We start from the raw sequence: 15224 nt of genomic DNA on the forward strand, positions 1-15224 counted from the left end.
GATAGTATAATTCAGAATTATGAAAGAATTAAATCTTTCTGATGGATAGGTTTGGGGAATAGAGAGAGGGCTTCTGTCTCAATGACTGGATATCAGCATCCCAACTTTTGTAAAGCCAGCAGGTGTAAACATCCCCCTACTCCCTTCAAAGGGGACGCACAAAATCCGTAAATCGTAAACTCTATTTTACATTTCCAGAAAAAGTCCCTCTTTAAAGGGGACAGGGGGTGGCTTTTTCTAAATCAAAACCGTCATTTATTCCTAATCAAATTTTAAGACAGCCGTAGAGCCATACTTTGCTCCCACTTAAACTGCAAAAAGAACTTAAAACATGAGGCCCCTGCTACGCAAACGTAGCAGGGGCCTCATGTTTTACATTGACTGCTGGCTATACAGTTTGCAACAGCTGCTCCATTTGGGCTACCACTTTCTCCAGGTCTTCATCTGAAAGGTTTGAACCGGAGGGCAGACACAAGCCGGTTTCGAACAGACGCTCACTAGTTCCGTCGCCATAGAAAGGAGTGCCTTCAAAGACAGGCTGCAGGTGCATCGGCTTCCACAGCGGCCTCGATTCGATGTTCACTTTTTCCAGGTGCAACCGCAGTGCTTCCCGGTCAACACCATTTTCGCTATCAACTAGTATCGTACTGAGCCACCTGTTGGAGTAATAATCCTTATTCGGCTCTTTGCAAAAAGTTATGGGAGCAAAATCAGCTAGCTTTTCCTGGTAGAATTCATAATTGCTGCGGCGCTTCGCTACGCGCTGCTCCAGTACTTCCATCTGTCCACGGCCAATACCTGCACATATATTACTCATGCGGTAGTTATAACCGATCTCTGAGTGCTGGTAATGCGGTGCTGCATCGCGGGCCTGAGTTGCCAGGAAGCGTGACTTCTTTATCCATTCCTCATTTTTTGAAACCAGTGCCCCGCCGCCCGATGTGGTGATAATTTTGTTTCCATTGAACGATAGGATGCTCATGGCGCCGAATGTGCCAAGCTTACGTCCTTTATAAGACGAACCCAGCGCCTCCGCCGCATCTTCCACCACCGGAATCCCATACTTATCGGCAATCTCCATGATGCGGTCCATCTGAGCGGGCATACCATACAGGTGCACCACAATAATGGCCTTCGGCTTTTTACCGTTCTCAATCCGATCAAGTATAGCTGCCTCCAAGTAGCGCGGCGACATGTTCCAGGTCTGCGCCTCGCTATCCACAAAAACAGGCGTAGCGCCTTGGTACGCAATTGGGTTGGCCGAGGCAGAGAAGGTCATGGTCTGGCAGATCACCTCATCCCCAGCCTGCACACCAAGTATGATCAGGGCTAAATGCAAGGCAGCTGTTCCAGAGCTTAAGGCGGCAACGTGCACATCCTCGCCTAAATAAACTGCCAGATCCCTCTCAAAACCATCCACATTTGGTCCGAGTGGCGCAATCCAATTCGTATCAAAAGCCTCTTTTACAAAGTTGAACTCGTTATCGCCCATATGGGGCGAAGAGAGCCATATTTTTTCATTCATATTAACAATGTTTTATAATCTTGCTTGGGTTGCCTACGGCTACGACATTATCAGGCAGGTCGCGTATAACCACGGCTCCTGCTCCTATCCGGCACCACTTTCCAATCTTTACACCCGGAATCACCACGGCTCCTGCTCCAACCCAGGTACCTTCGCCCACTGACACATTTCCGCAAAGTATGGCACCCGGCGAAATGTGAGCAAAATCGCCAACTACGCAGTCATGGTCTACTTTAGCGCCTGTATTAATAATGGCATGTTTCCCTACTTCAACATCTGCCTGCAGAATGGCTCCCTGCATCACCACCGTTCCAGCTCCAATACGTGCAGACGGTGACAAGATAGCAGTTTTATCTATAGCCTGCTTGAATTCCACCTTTAAAGACCTTGCAATTCTTTTCCGAATGCTGTTGTTGCCGATACTGATCAGGAGCGGTGCATGTAGCTGCTTTTCAGCTGTAAGCTTACCAAGCACTTGGATACCGCCAAGCATTTTCAAGTCTGGGTTGTCGTCAAACAGCCCCTCCACTGCCACACCTGTTCCTTGTAGGATGTCAATGATCACTTTAGCATGGCCGCTTGCTCCGTATAAGTACATCTGAAGGTAGTTTAGAGTTATAAGTTGAAAAGCTTGATCTTGGCGTGGCCTAATTGATCAGACGCTCGCAGGAGCTGCGCACCCTGCGAGGTATTCTCCGGCTGTAAAATTCCCATCCTTAGAAAAGGAGGGGTTAGGGGTGGTTGGATCTTTCGGTCAGATAAAACAACAATATTATGTAAATTAATTGCGGGCAGTCAACAACAGCATCTCCTTACCGCTCATTCCCCTGAAACTTTGGCATCGTGGCCACTCCTTCTGCACTTATTCCTTCTGAAATAAATATCTTCTTGATTGTCATGAAGATAATCTTCAAATCCAGCAGGAAAGAAATGTGATCTACGTACCACACATCATAGGCAAATTTGGCATTCCAACTGATGGCATTGCGGCCATTTACCTGTGCCCATCCTGTTATACCCGGCCTCACCTCATGTCGCCTGTTTTGCTCGGCATTATAGAGCGGCAGGTACTCCACCAACAATGGCCGCGGACCAATTAACGACATATCCCCTATGATCACATTCAGCAACTGGGGCACCTCGTCTAGCGAAGTCTTCCGCACAAACTTTCCCACCGGCGTCAGGCGCACCTCATCAGGCAGCAAGTTACCCTGCGCGTCTTTCTGGTCGTTCATTGTTTTATACTTGATAACGCGAAAAATCTTCCCATGCTTGCCCGGTCGTGGCTGCAAAAAGAAAGGCTTTCCATCATTGGCTATGGCCAACAGCAACGTCACTACCAGGAAAACAGGCAACAGCACGATAAAAGCCGCCACGCTAAGTACGAAATCAAATGCGCGCTTAAAGAAATTACGATACAGCCACTTCATGCTTTTCCAATTGTTCCTGATATTCCTGATACAACAGCTCCCAAAAATGTTGCTGGTCATAACGCGCCACAATCATTTTTCGAGCGTTTGATTTAAGATGTGCATACAGTTGCTTGTCCTCCACCAGCCGCTCCATCGCCTTCTGTAGCTTTACTGTGTTCTTGGGAGGTATAATCAAGCCATTTTCGCCATCTGCAATAATCTCGTTGCAGCCATTGATGTCTGTAACAACACTAGGCAGATTAAAACAACCCGCCTGCATCGGCACATTCGGAAAACCTTCTCGGTAAGACGGAAAAGCCAATGCCTGACTTATGGCAAGGTAAGGCCGCACGTCATTTTGGTAGCCAACTGAAAGAATGGCAGAATTCTGGGCAATTTCCTGCAGCGTCTCCTCCGGCAGCGGATCCAGGTCCTGCTCCAGAGGTCCTACTAGTAGAAGCTTAAGATGAGAATGCTTTACCTGCAAGGCTTTAAAAGCTGCGATTAACTCCTTCACGCCCTTATCTTTCACCAGTCGTCCAACAAAGACAAAAACAAAATCTTCCGGTTGTAAATTTAGCTCCTGCCGTAATACCAGCAGCTTTTCATATTCCAGCGCATCTATGCTGAAGAAGCCAGTGTTGATACCATTACTGCTGCCATTGCCAATTACTTTAACCTTGTCAGAGCCACAGAAGCCACTTTCCAGTATGAATTCCTTCAGATTGATGGAGTTAGGATATACTTTAGTGGCACAGGCATAGGTAATTTTCTCTACCAGTTCCAGCACACGGCGCGTCGTTCCGGTTGCCTCCATCAATGGAAGCCCAGCCACCGTATGTAGTCTTATTGGCACACCGGCCAACTTTCCGCCTAACATACCTACAATGCCCGCCTTTGGTGTATGTGAATGAATAATTTGCGGCTTGTGTTTCTTGCACAGTTTGTAAAAGGCCCAAAGCGACTTCAGGTCCTGTACCGGGGTAACTTTCCGCGTCATGGGCACCACTACCAGCGGGCTCTTCTGTTCCCTTTTGGCTGCCTCCGCCTCGGGTCCATCTGCCGAGAGCATTAGTGGCTCAAAGCCCCTCGAGCGCATGAAGGGCAGCTGCCCCGAAATGAGCTTTTGCAAGGAAAGCGGCACGGTGGTAATACGGAAGAGTTTAATCATATTGTTACTCCTCCCCAGCCCTCCCCTAATAACAGTGGAGGGTGGAGAATATCATTTTGTGCAAAGTTAAGGAATTAGCAGCGAATGTATTAAAATTACCTACGAATCGTTGCCACATGCTACAAACCTCCTATCTGGCATATAACCTAGTTACCTCAACAAACATTGTCACCTCGACGAAAGGAGATATTTATCCGAAATAAGGTAAATACCTCTCCTTCCATTGAGAAGTGCTTATACTTTGGCTTAGAACAGCTGAAGGCTACACTCGTGGTACCAGCTTGCCACGGGCCACTGGAGCTAGAAACTCCACCTTCACCCAACGTCCCGAATCTGAAGATTCGCGCCAGCAATATAAAATGATACCTTTTGCCTATTTACCAGATAAACTACAATGCCAGCTCCCCCACCTCCACATATTCCTGAATCTCCTGCATCGTCATACTCACCATTCCATACTGCTCCTGCAGCTTCTTATAATGATTGATGATCACCTTTAGGTCAGCCATACTCTGCTCCGGGAAATCCCCAAAGTTATGTGGGTGCCACCACAAATGATAGCATTCCTTTCGCTTGGCAGCTTCCGTCATCTCCTTCAGGATGCGCTTTAGCCGAAGCTCATTTAAGAATGGCTTATTTCCAACTGGCCTTAGAAATCGGCTGGCAGGTATGGACAACGGCATACCCTTTTCTCTGGATAGGGAAGAAAGCGGAAAAGATGTTCGCTGGCCTAATGAGAAATACCCATCCCCTGTTCGGAAGATTTTGTTCAGCAATTTGTCTTGCACTGTATCCTTCCAGAACCAGTCTTTGGGATTAGAACGCACGCTGGTTATACCTTCCTCCAAACAAACCTTAAGATACTCTTCATTATACTGGTTACGCGGAAAAACTAGTGAACGCATCGGAGCATTTAAACGCGCAGCAATCTGCTTTGCAGCTTGTAGATCGCTGCGGAATTGAACAATCGTCTGCCCTTCCTCTTTGCAGTAGTAATGGCAGAAGGTATGGGTTGCCAGCTCCTGGTGAGGAGCTTCTGCCACTTGTTTTACAAGCTCCGGAGCAAAAAAGAAAGGCTGTAACTCCTGCTGCCCATGAAGTGCTTTCTGACTGTAGGCGGAAAGACGACGGTTTATGTAAGTTGGCTTTTCTAGTGGCGCCAGTTCCTGCCACTCCTCCCAATCCTGCGCAAAAAGCATTCCCACCGTTGCCCACGTAACATGCACCTCTTCCTGTGCAAATAGCTCCAGCAGTTGTGGTATGACATTCCGGGTGTTGCTAAAGTATTGCTGCTTCTCCTCTAGCGGTACTTTATCAAATACTCCCCAGTACAGCTCAAAGTCCAGGGAAATGTTAAATACGGGAATATTTTGTATCATTATACTACTCGTAAACGCTTTTGTGTGATAATTTTAGCTGCTTCTTCTTCTATTGATCCAGAACTTTTACGCTGCTTAAATTCCATGAAAGCGAGGATAACGAAGAAAAGAAAGTACATCACCTGACTTTTCTGTCGGATAACAATGCCTAAGTTTGCCATCACGAAAGATAGGGCAATAGAAGAAGAGATAAATATCACCAGACTCATCTTAACCATAGAAGATGACTTCTTCAGGAAGGGAATAAAACCTTTATCCACTAGTTTCCACGTCAACAATAGGTATAATAGGTTCTCAAGAGAAATATATAAAGCAAGTGCTCCAGAAGCATCAAAGAAAAGAGGCCTAAACCAGAAAGTGAATAGCTTTAGAGGGAGCGGATAGCTAGTCATGTCCACTCCCGAGCCTGCTTTAGCCAGATCTTCTGCACGGTCAGCGGCGAAACTATCAAAACTCTCCAAAGGATTTTCCACACTAATGTTTGCTACTGCTAAAATCTCTTCATACGACAAGGCTAAAGTACCAGCAAAGGCTAAATAAACAAAAATTTTTTGATAAAGCGGAACTCTTTCCTGACCGGTAAAAAAACCTACAACGGCACCAACTCCAAGAAAAAGGAACATATGTGGCCTTATACTATATACTATGAAGGACCCTAAAATCAAGGACAATGCCCGTTGCTTTGGAAATCGCATTGCATAAGTAAATAATCCAATTCCTAAAAAGATTATAGAACCCTTACCTAAGGAGGCTGTCCAAAAATGCATATTCGGAAGAAAGAGCAACAATACAACTAAGTCAAAGTCATAAAATTTAATATTTGATCTTATATTTTCCTTAAAAAAAATATAGAAATATATAAATCCTAAGTAGCCGAACCAAGAGAACAAAACATTTGCGGTTTCATAAGAGAATCCCAGGCCATTAATGAAAGGGGAAGCAATGAATTCAATAAATTTTGTATCTGTACCATAGGAAATAAAAACACTATTATATGAAACAGTATATTTATAGTATCTTATTGAATCTGAAGGATTATAAGATGCATAGAGGTAGTAAATAAACCAGAATAACAAATGAAAAAAATAAAGTTTGTTCAGCAGTTCTATAGAAATAAAAGAATACTTTTTTTTAAAGTATCCTAGTATTGGCTGATTTATTGCAAATAATACAAGTATTAGAATTATGGCACCTATCATTTTCTAAGCTGATTTAATATCCCCAATTAGCCTTTCTTACTTCAACATGCTACCATTTCAGCTTTGTACCAACAATAGCCATTATATCTCATTCTTGAGTAGCATCAGGCATTTATCTCAAGTGCTAAAGTTTATAATAATGGTAATTAACCCACCCCTAGCCCCTCCAAGGAGGGGAATCTATACTAATTGCTTATTTATTCTGCTTCTAGTATAGGTAAGCCGTGGCTTATTCAGCAAACAGGCCTAAATAAAATCTATGTGTGATATACTGAAAGCCGTTTTTTTCAAAAATCAATAAAGCAGGAATTATTCTTACTTCTTCTGGTTCTTATTCCAAATTTCCAATGTTAAAAGGCTAAAAAGAATCTTTGCTCTCTTATCTCTTGACATAGTAACTTTATCTTCAAGCAGCTTCATAACTAGTATTGGATCCAGTACTTCTTTGTAAATACAATCGCTGCTGCTAAGGTAATCTCGTAAAATGGGCTGCAAATCGTTTTCTATCATGTTTATGATAGGCACTTCGAATCCTTTCTTTGGAAGTTTTTCATTTCCGTTTGGGAGGTAGCGTGTGGCCAGTCTTCGCAACAGGTACTTCGTTGTACCACCCCTTACCTTCAGGTTGTCTGGCAGACTAGGAGCAAATTCCATAATCTCTTTAGATAAAAAAGGAGACCTGCCTTCCAGCGAACTTTGCATGGAACTAATATCTATCTTCTTCAATAGAATATACGGCAAAATACTCTGGAAATCAGTGAGCATGATCTTATTTAGCCCAGAGATGTTCCTCTTGAAATTGCTTTCAACCTGCTGCTCGAACATTTCCGCTGGTTGTAAATTAAAGGCGCTTTTATAATCAAACAACATATCCGTACTTGCACTAAGATACTGCTCATAGCTATTTAAGCTACTTAACTTTACAAGGCGGTACAGATAGTTGTACAGGTTCATTTTAGAAGCTGGAGCGGGAAGTAGTGGTGCCATGGCTTTAGAAGCACCTTTTACTAGACCGTTTCTAAAAATTGGGTGTGCAAAAGGAACGTACCTTCTGTAGCCTCCAAAAAGCTCATCTCCTCCGTCACCGTTAATAATGACTGTTACATGCTTCTTTGCCTCTTTGGCCACGTAAAAAGATGGTATCTGCGAGTCATCCATAAAAGGCTCGCCATAGGCGCTCACAATCTTCTCAAAATCAGCTGTCAGCTGATCATAAGACACCTCCAGTTCCTGATGATTCGTTCCAAGATGATTTGCTACCTGTCGAGCAACGGCTGATTCATCATACTCTCCTGCAAATTTTACGGTAAACGTTCTTAAATCAGGTTTTATTTGCGTAGCCATAGCAGCCATAATGCCACTATCGATACCACCACTAAGAAAGCAGCCTACTTCCAAATCACTACTCTCCACCCGTCTTTTCACTGCCACCTTTAGCTTCTGGTCTACCAACTCTAACGCCTCCTGCTCTGAAATATTAAGCGTCTGTTCATAGAATGGCTCAATTGACCACCACTGTTGCTGCTCTGAGATGGTGAGTTGCTGCACATCAATTTGCGTGAGGTGGCCGGGCTTTAATTCATGTATCCCCTTATAAGCTGTTTCCGCGCCATACACCATCCCTGTTTGCAGGTATTCTGCGATAGCTGGAAGGTGAACTGCCGGCCTCAATATTTTTTGCAGCAGGTTCTGTTCGCTGCCAAAATAGATTCCATCTGATGCCACAGAAAAGTATAGCGGTTTTTTACCTGCCCTATCCCTCATGAGCCATACTTTCCCTTGTTGCTTATCATACAAGGCAATGGCAAACATGCCATCCATGTGTTGTAACATGTCAAGCCCAAGCTGCCTGTACAGGAGCAGTACTGTTTCGGTATCAGAACGCGTTTTGCCTGTGAGGTTAAACTTCTCCCGCAGTTCTTGGTGATTGTAGATTTCACCGTTGAAAATAATAGCGAAATCCGCATCATCCATTGGCTGTGATCCGCCTTCTATATCTACTATGCTTAACCTTGCATGAAAAAGGTGCACATGTGGTGCATAGGTTTTGTGAACCTGACCATCCGGGCCCCGGTGGCACAGCATTTCAACTGCTACCTGCATGTCTCGCTCTCTTAAAGCGCCTACTTTCCCAAAAATTCCGCACATATTAAAATAGCTCCAGGTCGCCCAGGTTGAATGACCAATTATCTATGTTTTGAACAGAAGCTATAAGCTCTGCATTATTAACTTCTCGCACCGTGATTTCGGGAGCATACTTTTTTAAGGAGAAAGCTCTATAGGCTAACTGCTGCCATACGCTCAGCTCCTGCCCCGGAATAAAGCTGATGACAGGAGTCCCTAACTTACCTGCAAGTTTGTGATACGCCTGCAAGGCTACCTTTTTCTCTGGCAAACCATCAGACCAGAGTTCATCACATATCCGTAACTCATGAAACTTACCTCTATTTTTCAGGTGGAAGAAGAGCATAAGTGTTTTTCCGCTGTACTTATAGATAAAAGATCCATAAGGAATTTCCGGGATACTTTGGTAACGCCACTTGTAATACAGAAGCGAGTGATTTGTATGAACCTGTCCATTCGAAGTGGCAGGTTTAAATGGCAATGTCAGAAAGTCTACCTGTTGTAGCTCATTCTGAAAAGCGATAAACTTTTGCTCAGCGTTAGCACTAAAAGCAAATGCCACACTGCCCATTACGGCAGGCTTTCCTAAAACACTCCAGCCCATTTTCAGGTAGCCGGGTTTAGACTGACTATTGGGTGTGTTGTAAATGAAACAGGAAGATTCTGTACGTTTTAGCTCTTCAATCAATGCTTTTGTGAGCTTGGAGAAGATTCCCTTGCCGCGATAATCAGGGTGTGTCGCGGTATCAACCGCTCTGAAGGCTGGAAGTACATGCTCTTTGTATGCCCATTGCCATCGCATAAATGCGCGTAAGCCAATGAGTTTATCCTCATCAAAAGCTAACAGAACAGGAGATGCACCAAATGGATTATCTATATGCTTCCACCTCCAGAAAGAGGCAACAGGCGCTCCCCCCTCAGTACCCAATGAAAGTTCAAAAAGCTCAAGTATAGCCGGAATATCCTCCTCTATTGCTACTCGTATATTATACTCTATCCTTTGCATATTGCCTGTACACGTCTTCCAACTCCTGCACCATTTTTTTCATGCTAAAATGCTGCACAATTCTTTCCCGAGCTTTAATAGCAAGGTCAACGCGCATATCTTTGTTTTCAATCAACAAAGTTACATCTTTTTCCAGGCTATCCACATCACCAGCCTGACTTAGCAACCCCGACACTCCATTTTCTATCACTTCCGGAATCCCACCCACACTTGTTGCTACCACGGCACACCCCATACTCATGGCTTCCAGCAAGGCAATAGGTAGTCCCTCAAAGTCAGAGGTCATCAGGTAGATATCTGTTATGTTAAAGTAAGGTTTTACATTCTGCTGCAAGCCTGCAAAATATATGTTACCTACTGTGAGCAAGGGTTTAGAAAGTTCAAGTATCTTCTCTTTCTCAGGCCCGTCACCTACTAAAACAAAGCTAACATTCTTAAATTTGGCTGAAACGCCCTTTGCTATCTTGATAAAATTATCCAGTCTCTTTTGTTCCCGAAATACAGCTGCTGTGGTCACCACGATGTGTTCTTCCGGAATGTTTAGCTCCCGGCGCAGGTCCTGCTTTTCGTTATTACGCGTAAAAGCAACTGTATCCACACCATTCAGAATCAGTTTTAGCTTAGCGTCGCTAACAAACTTCCTTAAAGCCTGCTCAGCATCTCCGGAAACCGGAATGATCAGCTGGTTAAGCTGCATGGTAAGCCTACTGGCAATCTTGGTAAGGCTGTGGTAACGCGAGAAATTGTTATGTTCAGTATACACAACAGGTACATTAGCCGCTTTAGCAGCTATCCTGCCAGCAATTCCTGCCCAAGGCAAATGACAATGAATTAATTGTATGCGGTGCTGCCGTATGTATTGAATCAGCGCAGGAACTTTCTGAAATATCTGTATATTATTGGAGGCTTCTAAGCAGGTCACTTTACCACTGTGTATTTCAATGGCTTCCACCATTTGGTTCTTCCAGGGGAGGAAAAAGATATAATGAAATTCAAATTTATGTTTATCGTGGTATTTAAGTGTTTCTGGTAGCAACATTTCTGCACCTCCTCTACCTAGAGACTTTATAATGTGAAGAATTTTTACCTTTTCCAACATGAGGATCAATGGTTTTTCCTAATTTTTTGGTTACTCCATGAACAGTTCCTCGAAGAAACCATTCTAGTTTTTCAGCTTTATTATTTTCTTTGATAATGATTGCTCCAAGTAGCTTTGACCAGTTCTTAATTAATTTGTACATTCTAAAGGCTGTGAAGTCCTTGACATATAATAGCACATAAAGCATGTTCCTAACTTGATAATAATAAAGCCAAGCCTTTTTCTTGCTAGATTTAGATGTGAAGTGGACCACTTTCGCTTTAGGAACCCATTTAATTTTACAATCTAACTTATCACCTATCCGATGCTGTATGTATTCCGTATCTTCACTCCAAAAAAACAGATCTCTATTAGGTAATCCTGCTTGATGAGCAATTTTAACAGGTAGCAGAAATCCTGACCAGCCCGGAAACCACAGTGTCTGACAGGCTTTATTCCTAATATAAGGGTATACTAGCTTATTTTCTTCCGCAGCATTAACTAATTGCTCTAAACAATCATTCGCAGGGAAAACATCATCATCCATCAACCACAAATAATCATATCCATCTTTTTCAAGATAAAATTTGATCGCTTCATGAAACCCTCCAGCTGGACCAGTATTTTCTGGTAAGTGAACTTGAGGAAAATCATGTGAAAGTAGAAACTCTTTTGTTCCATCGGTTGAATTATTATCAACAACTACAATATCATAATTTTTGTATGTTTGCTTCGATATCTTATCTAAACAAATCTGCAAAAAATCAAGTCTGTTAAAAGTCACAATTGCTACTCCGATTTTCTCCATTATCTAGAATTAAATGAATTTACTATTTTAATCATAAATTTTATTTAAATTTTCTGTATCTAGCAAGCTTATTTATTCGCTAACATGTCTTTAGCACCCATATTAAAAAACATATTAGCTAATTCTAAATAAAAGCCAATCAATTATTCCATGATGAATTAGAGATTAAGTTAAGTTCTGAAACTTTTAGTTCAAGATTATAAATAATATATGACCCACTATAATAATTTGTGATATAGATTTATAAATAGTCGTGCAATATCCTGATTCATATAGCGCTCTTTAACGCGTGAGGAAGCATTCGAAACTATACGACCAGTATTTTGGCTGTTCTCTAAAAGACTACTAACTGCATCAGCAAATCCTGCCTCATCTCCTTTATCAACTAACCATCCTGTTTCGTCGCTAATTACTACCTCCCCAACCCCTCCTACTTTGGTTGCTACAACTGGAGTTTCATACAGCATTGCTTCCAGAATAACGCCAGGTAACCCTTCTATAATGCTAGGCAGTAATAAAGCATCTCCGTGGGCAGTATAGTCTAATGGGTTTTGAACAAACCCAGTAAATGTAACTTTATCTTTAAGACCTAAATCTTTAACCAATGCTTCAATTTCCGACTTCAATGGTCCGTCTCCAACTAGCCACAGGTGTGTGCTCGGTATTACTGTGACGATTTTCTTAAAAATCCGAAGAAGTCCTTTGTGGTTTTTTTCAAAGGAGAACCCACCTACATGTACTAAGTTTACACAACCATTCGGCCAAGCTGGAAATGGATTACTTGTTGCGGCTTTTTCTTCTAGTCCTATTGGAATGGTGATAATCCTTTCTACTAGCTTTGGAAACAGCCTAACAAGGTCTTGCTTGGAATGTTCACTTACAGACGCGATAGCGTCTACTTGACTCAATAAAAATCCCGTATAAAATTTCTGGAGCGGGTTTCTTAAATAAGAACTTAAGGTACTCGCATTACGAAAGACAATGGGTTGGCGCCATCTATATAGTAACTTTGAAAAAACGGCATATTTTAATGTATCACCAGCATTTGCCTGAATAACATCAGGATTTTCCTCCGTTATAATATTAGCTAAAGAACGCCATCCTTTTTTATCCCACAATCGGGTACTAGCGTTTGCTTTAACAGGAACATAGCTCCTATTGAACTTGTTGGCATCACCACTGTCAAACAATGCAAATAATTTTGATGAATGCCCTTGTTGTTCCAGATTGTCGGATAATTGCGCGGCAAACGTTTCAGCTCCTCTTGGTTGAGGTTTTTGTATTAACTGCAGTATCTTCATAGGAGTTTTCAGTGCTTCACAAAAGCAACTAAAGGCATATAACTTGAGTGATAAATTTAGGTGGAGTAGAAACATCCAAATTTCTAATGCAACTGTGCACTTAGGTTCTTGTAGAGCTCCAGCATTTGATGATGAACTGAATCTAAATTGAAATTAGCTTCAAAATTTTCACGACTTCCTTTTGCATAAGTTTGGCACAACTCAGGAGAATTATAGAAGAGCAAGATCTTCTCAACAATAGAATCTACATTATCTGAATCAAAAAACGCAGCATTTTTTCCTTCAACTACTACTTCCCGAAGTACATCAATATCGTTGCAAACAACAGGAAGACCTGCAGCTTGTGCTTCAATTACAGCTCCACCTAAGCCTTCATAATAGGATGAAAAAGCGAATATGTCACAGCTACTTAGTATTTCAGGTACATTATGTCGATATCCTGCAAGGCATACGGTAGATTCTAAATTATTTTGCTCAATAAAAGCTTTCATTGCTGCTGTACAGCTACCATCTCTTCCTAATACTAGTAGCTTTATATTCTTATACCCCCTCGCCAGAAGGGTGTTCATAGCCTTTATTAATTGTATCTGTCCTTTTTGGAACTCGTGCCTGCCTGTATTAACGATCACAAAGTCAGACTCCTCAAATCCAAACTCAGCCATTGCCACCTTCTCAGCTTTTTGCTCTGCATTTCTTCCCCTATAGATAACAGTTATTTGGTCAGATGGCAGGTTTAACTGCTGTATATAATGCTGTTTTACTGCTCGTGTGATGCTATGAAAATGATCTACATACTGCTTAGCTGTCAGCTTATCAATCATCTTGTAATAATGTAATCCTAACTTGTTAACTCTTGGATCTAAAAATCTGTGACTGGCATATGTAGTGTTTACTAAACTTTCTAAATGTGTAAATTTCACCTTCAACTTGCATAGCCTAACTCTTATATTAGACCGAAAAAGAACTGAATGAACAACTGTAAAATTTGAGCCCTTTATATGATCAGCTATAAAATTAACTTGATTGACGAACTGAAGAGTATTTATAAAATGAATAGTATACCCTTTAGAAATCATATCCTGCTGTACACCAATATCTCTTTTATCTAAACAAATAATCTCGAATGGGACCTTCTCGTGGACTAAAAATTCACATAGTACCTGGGTTGATTTTTCCGCACCTCCAGAACCTAGTGAATCAATGACTATCAAAATTTTTAATCTACTCATCTTTTGTGGTAAAGGCTATAAGGCTACAGCCATAGGATTTATAAACTGTTTATTTTGCACACTTTTATATTAACAACAAAAGGGGATAACGACAGTGCAGTACGTTTTAGAAGATATTGGCTGAAAAAATGTCGGCATATTAAAACAGGAGTAGCAGGTACTTAAGTTTGTAGCCTATTAGATTAGTTATGTAATTAAATGAACTCATATTTGTCTATATATTTAAAGTAAAAGCTATAGAAACTTTAACCACTGCACAATCATATAATTTGGAGGAGCTTATTTCCTTTGGGCACAAAGTTAGCTAAAGAACTTCTTCATTCGAATTATCTAGGCATTAAAACCACCCCCTAACTTCAATTCAGATGAGTAGACAAATAATTTACTAAATTTGTCAATTAATTTTACTCTATAATGAAGCGAATTGTTAATCTCCTTAAAAAAATACCTAGAGGCATCTACTTGAAATCAGAAATGATAATTCATTGGTGGCTGTTTAAGATTTCAAAAAATTGGGTTATACTGGACCGCATCAGCTTGGGGCTAAGGCCTGCAATTTGGAAACTAATTGGATGCCACATAGGAAAAAACGTAGCCATTGGCTATGATGTATATTTTGACGTACACAATGCTTCTTTAATCTACATCGAAGATAGTGTCTGGGTAGCCAGTAGATGCCTTATTCTTTGTCACAAACGGGATCTGACAAATTACCATAAGTACGATGATTACAACAGTCTTGGTTATAATAAACTCCCGGTAACCCTCAAAAAGGGTTGTGTAGTTGGAATGGGATCTATTGTTATGCCTGGAGTAACGATTGGTGAAGGTGCTATTATAGGCGCAGGCTCACTTGTTGTGAATGACATTCCTGCTTGGACTATAGCTGTAGGTAATCCTGCAAAAGTTGTGAAGGTGCTAGAAGAACGAAAAAGCTAAACAGGCATCCATTGACTCACTTTATATTATATTACGCCACTAACTATTGTACT

Annotated in this window: 13 protein-coding genes; 1 reads left to right on the plus strand and 12 read right to left on the minus strand. The window is 41.7% G+C overall.

The window, feature by feature from the left end; all coding sequences use genetic code 11:
* Window positions 1–388: 388 nt before the first annotated feature.
* The 12 genes from A0W33_RS03020 to A0W33_RS03075 all read right to left on the minus strand — a co-directional run bounded on the left by A0W33_RS03020 (window position 389) and on the right by A0W33_RS03075 (window position 14232).
* Window positions 389–1525: a DegT/DnrJ/EryC1/StrS family aminotransferase gene (locus tag A0W33_RS03020; RefSeq protein WP_068836799.1), complete on the minus strand. Its 1137-nt coding sequence runs from the start codon at window positions 1523–1525 to the stop codon at window positions 389–391.
* 1 nt (window position 1526) lies between these two features.
* Entirely contained in the window at window positions 1527–2123 is a 597-nt protein-coding gene (locus A0W33_RS03025; protein ID WP_068836800.1) for an acetyltransferase, read from the minus strand.
* Between the two features lie 214 nt (window positions 2124–2337).
* On the minus strand, window positions 2338–2955 hold the full coding sequence (locus tag A0W33_RS03030) for a sugar transferase (RefSeq protein ID WP_308428435.1): 618 nt from the start codon (window positions 2953–2955) through the stop codon (window positions 2338–2340).
* Complete coding sequence (locus A0W33_RS03035) at window positions 2936–4108, minus strand: glycosyltransferase family 4 protein (protein ID WP_068836801.1); 1173 nt, start codon at window positions 4106–4108, stop codon at window positions 2936–2938. Before A0W33_RS03035 ends, A0W33_RS03030 begins: the two co-directional genes overlap by 20 nt.
* Window positions 4109–4497: 389 nt before the next feature.
* Window positions 4498–5487, minus strand: coding sequence for a polysaccharide deacetylase family protein (locus tag A0W33_RS03040; RefSeq protein WP_068836802.1), 990 nt, complete (start codon window positions 5485–5487; stop codon window positions 4498–4500).
* Complete coding sequence (locus A0W33_RS03045; protein ID WP_068836803.1) at window positions 5487–6686, minus strand: hypothetical protein; 1200 nt, start codon at window positions 6684–6686, stop codon at window positions 5487–5489. The genes A0W33_RS03040 and A0W33_RS03045 overlap by 1 nt, the downstream gene beginning before the upstream one ends.
* Window positions 6687–7001: 315 nt before the next feature.
* Complete coding sequence (asnB, locus tag A0W33_RS03050; protein WP_068836804.1) at window positions 7002–8834, minus strand: asparagine synthase (glutamine-hydrolyzing); 1833 nt, start codon at window positions 8832–8834, stop codon at window positions 7002–7004.
* 1 nt (window position 8835) lies between these two features.
* Window positions 8836–9816 (minus strand): GNAT family N-acetyltransferase, encoded by a 981-nt coding sequence (locus tag A0W33_RS03055; protein ID WP_068836805.1) that lies wholly within the window; start codon window positions 9814–9816, stop codon window positions 8836–8838.
* Window positions 9797–10915, minus strand: coding sequence for a glycosyltransferase (locus tag A0W33_RS03060; RefSeq protein WP_082815111.1), 1119 nt, complete (start codon window positions 10913–10915; stop codon window positions 9797–9799). The genes A0W33_RS03055 and A0W33_RS03060 overlap by 20 nt, the downstream gene beginning before the upstream one ends.
* The gene (locus tag A0W33_RS03065) at window positions 10869–11702 is read right to left on the minus strand and encodes a glycosyltransferase (RefSeq protein ID WP_068836807.1); all 834 of its coding nucleotides are present in this window, start codon (window positions 11700–11702) and stop codon (window positions 10869–10871) included. The genes A0W33_RS03060 and A0W33_RS03065 overlap by 47 nt, the downstream gene beginning before the upstream one ends.
* A gap of 218 nt (window positions 11703–11920) precedes the next feature.
* Window positions 11921–13003: a glycosyltransferase gene (locus A0W33_RS03070; RefSeq protein WP_068836808.1), complete on the minus strand. Its 1083-nt coding sequence runs from the start codon at window positions 13001–13003 to the stop codon at window positions 11921–11923.
* Window positions 13004–13086: 83 nt separating this feature from the next.
* A complete protein-coding gene (locus A0W33_RS03075; RefSeq protein WP_068836809.1) occupies window positions 13087–14232 on the minus strand; it encodes a glycosyltransferase family 4 protein in 1146 nt (381 codons plus the stop codon).
* 414 nt (window positions 14233–14646) lie between these two features.
* On the opposite strand from A0W33_RS03075, the gene A0W33_RS03080 reads away from it, so the two are divergent.
* Entirely contained in the window at window positions 14647–15171 is a 525-nt protein-coding gene (locus tag A0W33_RS03080) for an acyltransferase (protein WP_082815113.1), read from the plus strand.
* Window positions 15172–15224 lie beyond the last annotated feature (53 nt).

It is taken from the genome of Pontibacter akesuensis (assembly GCF_001611675.1).
Taxonomy (GTDB): domain Bacteria; phylum Bacteroidota; class Bacteroidia; order Cytophagales; family Hymenobacteraceae; genus Pontibacter; species Pontibacter akesuensis.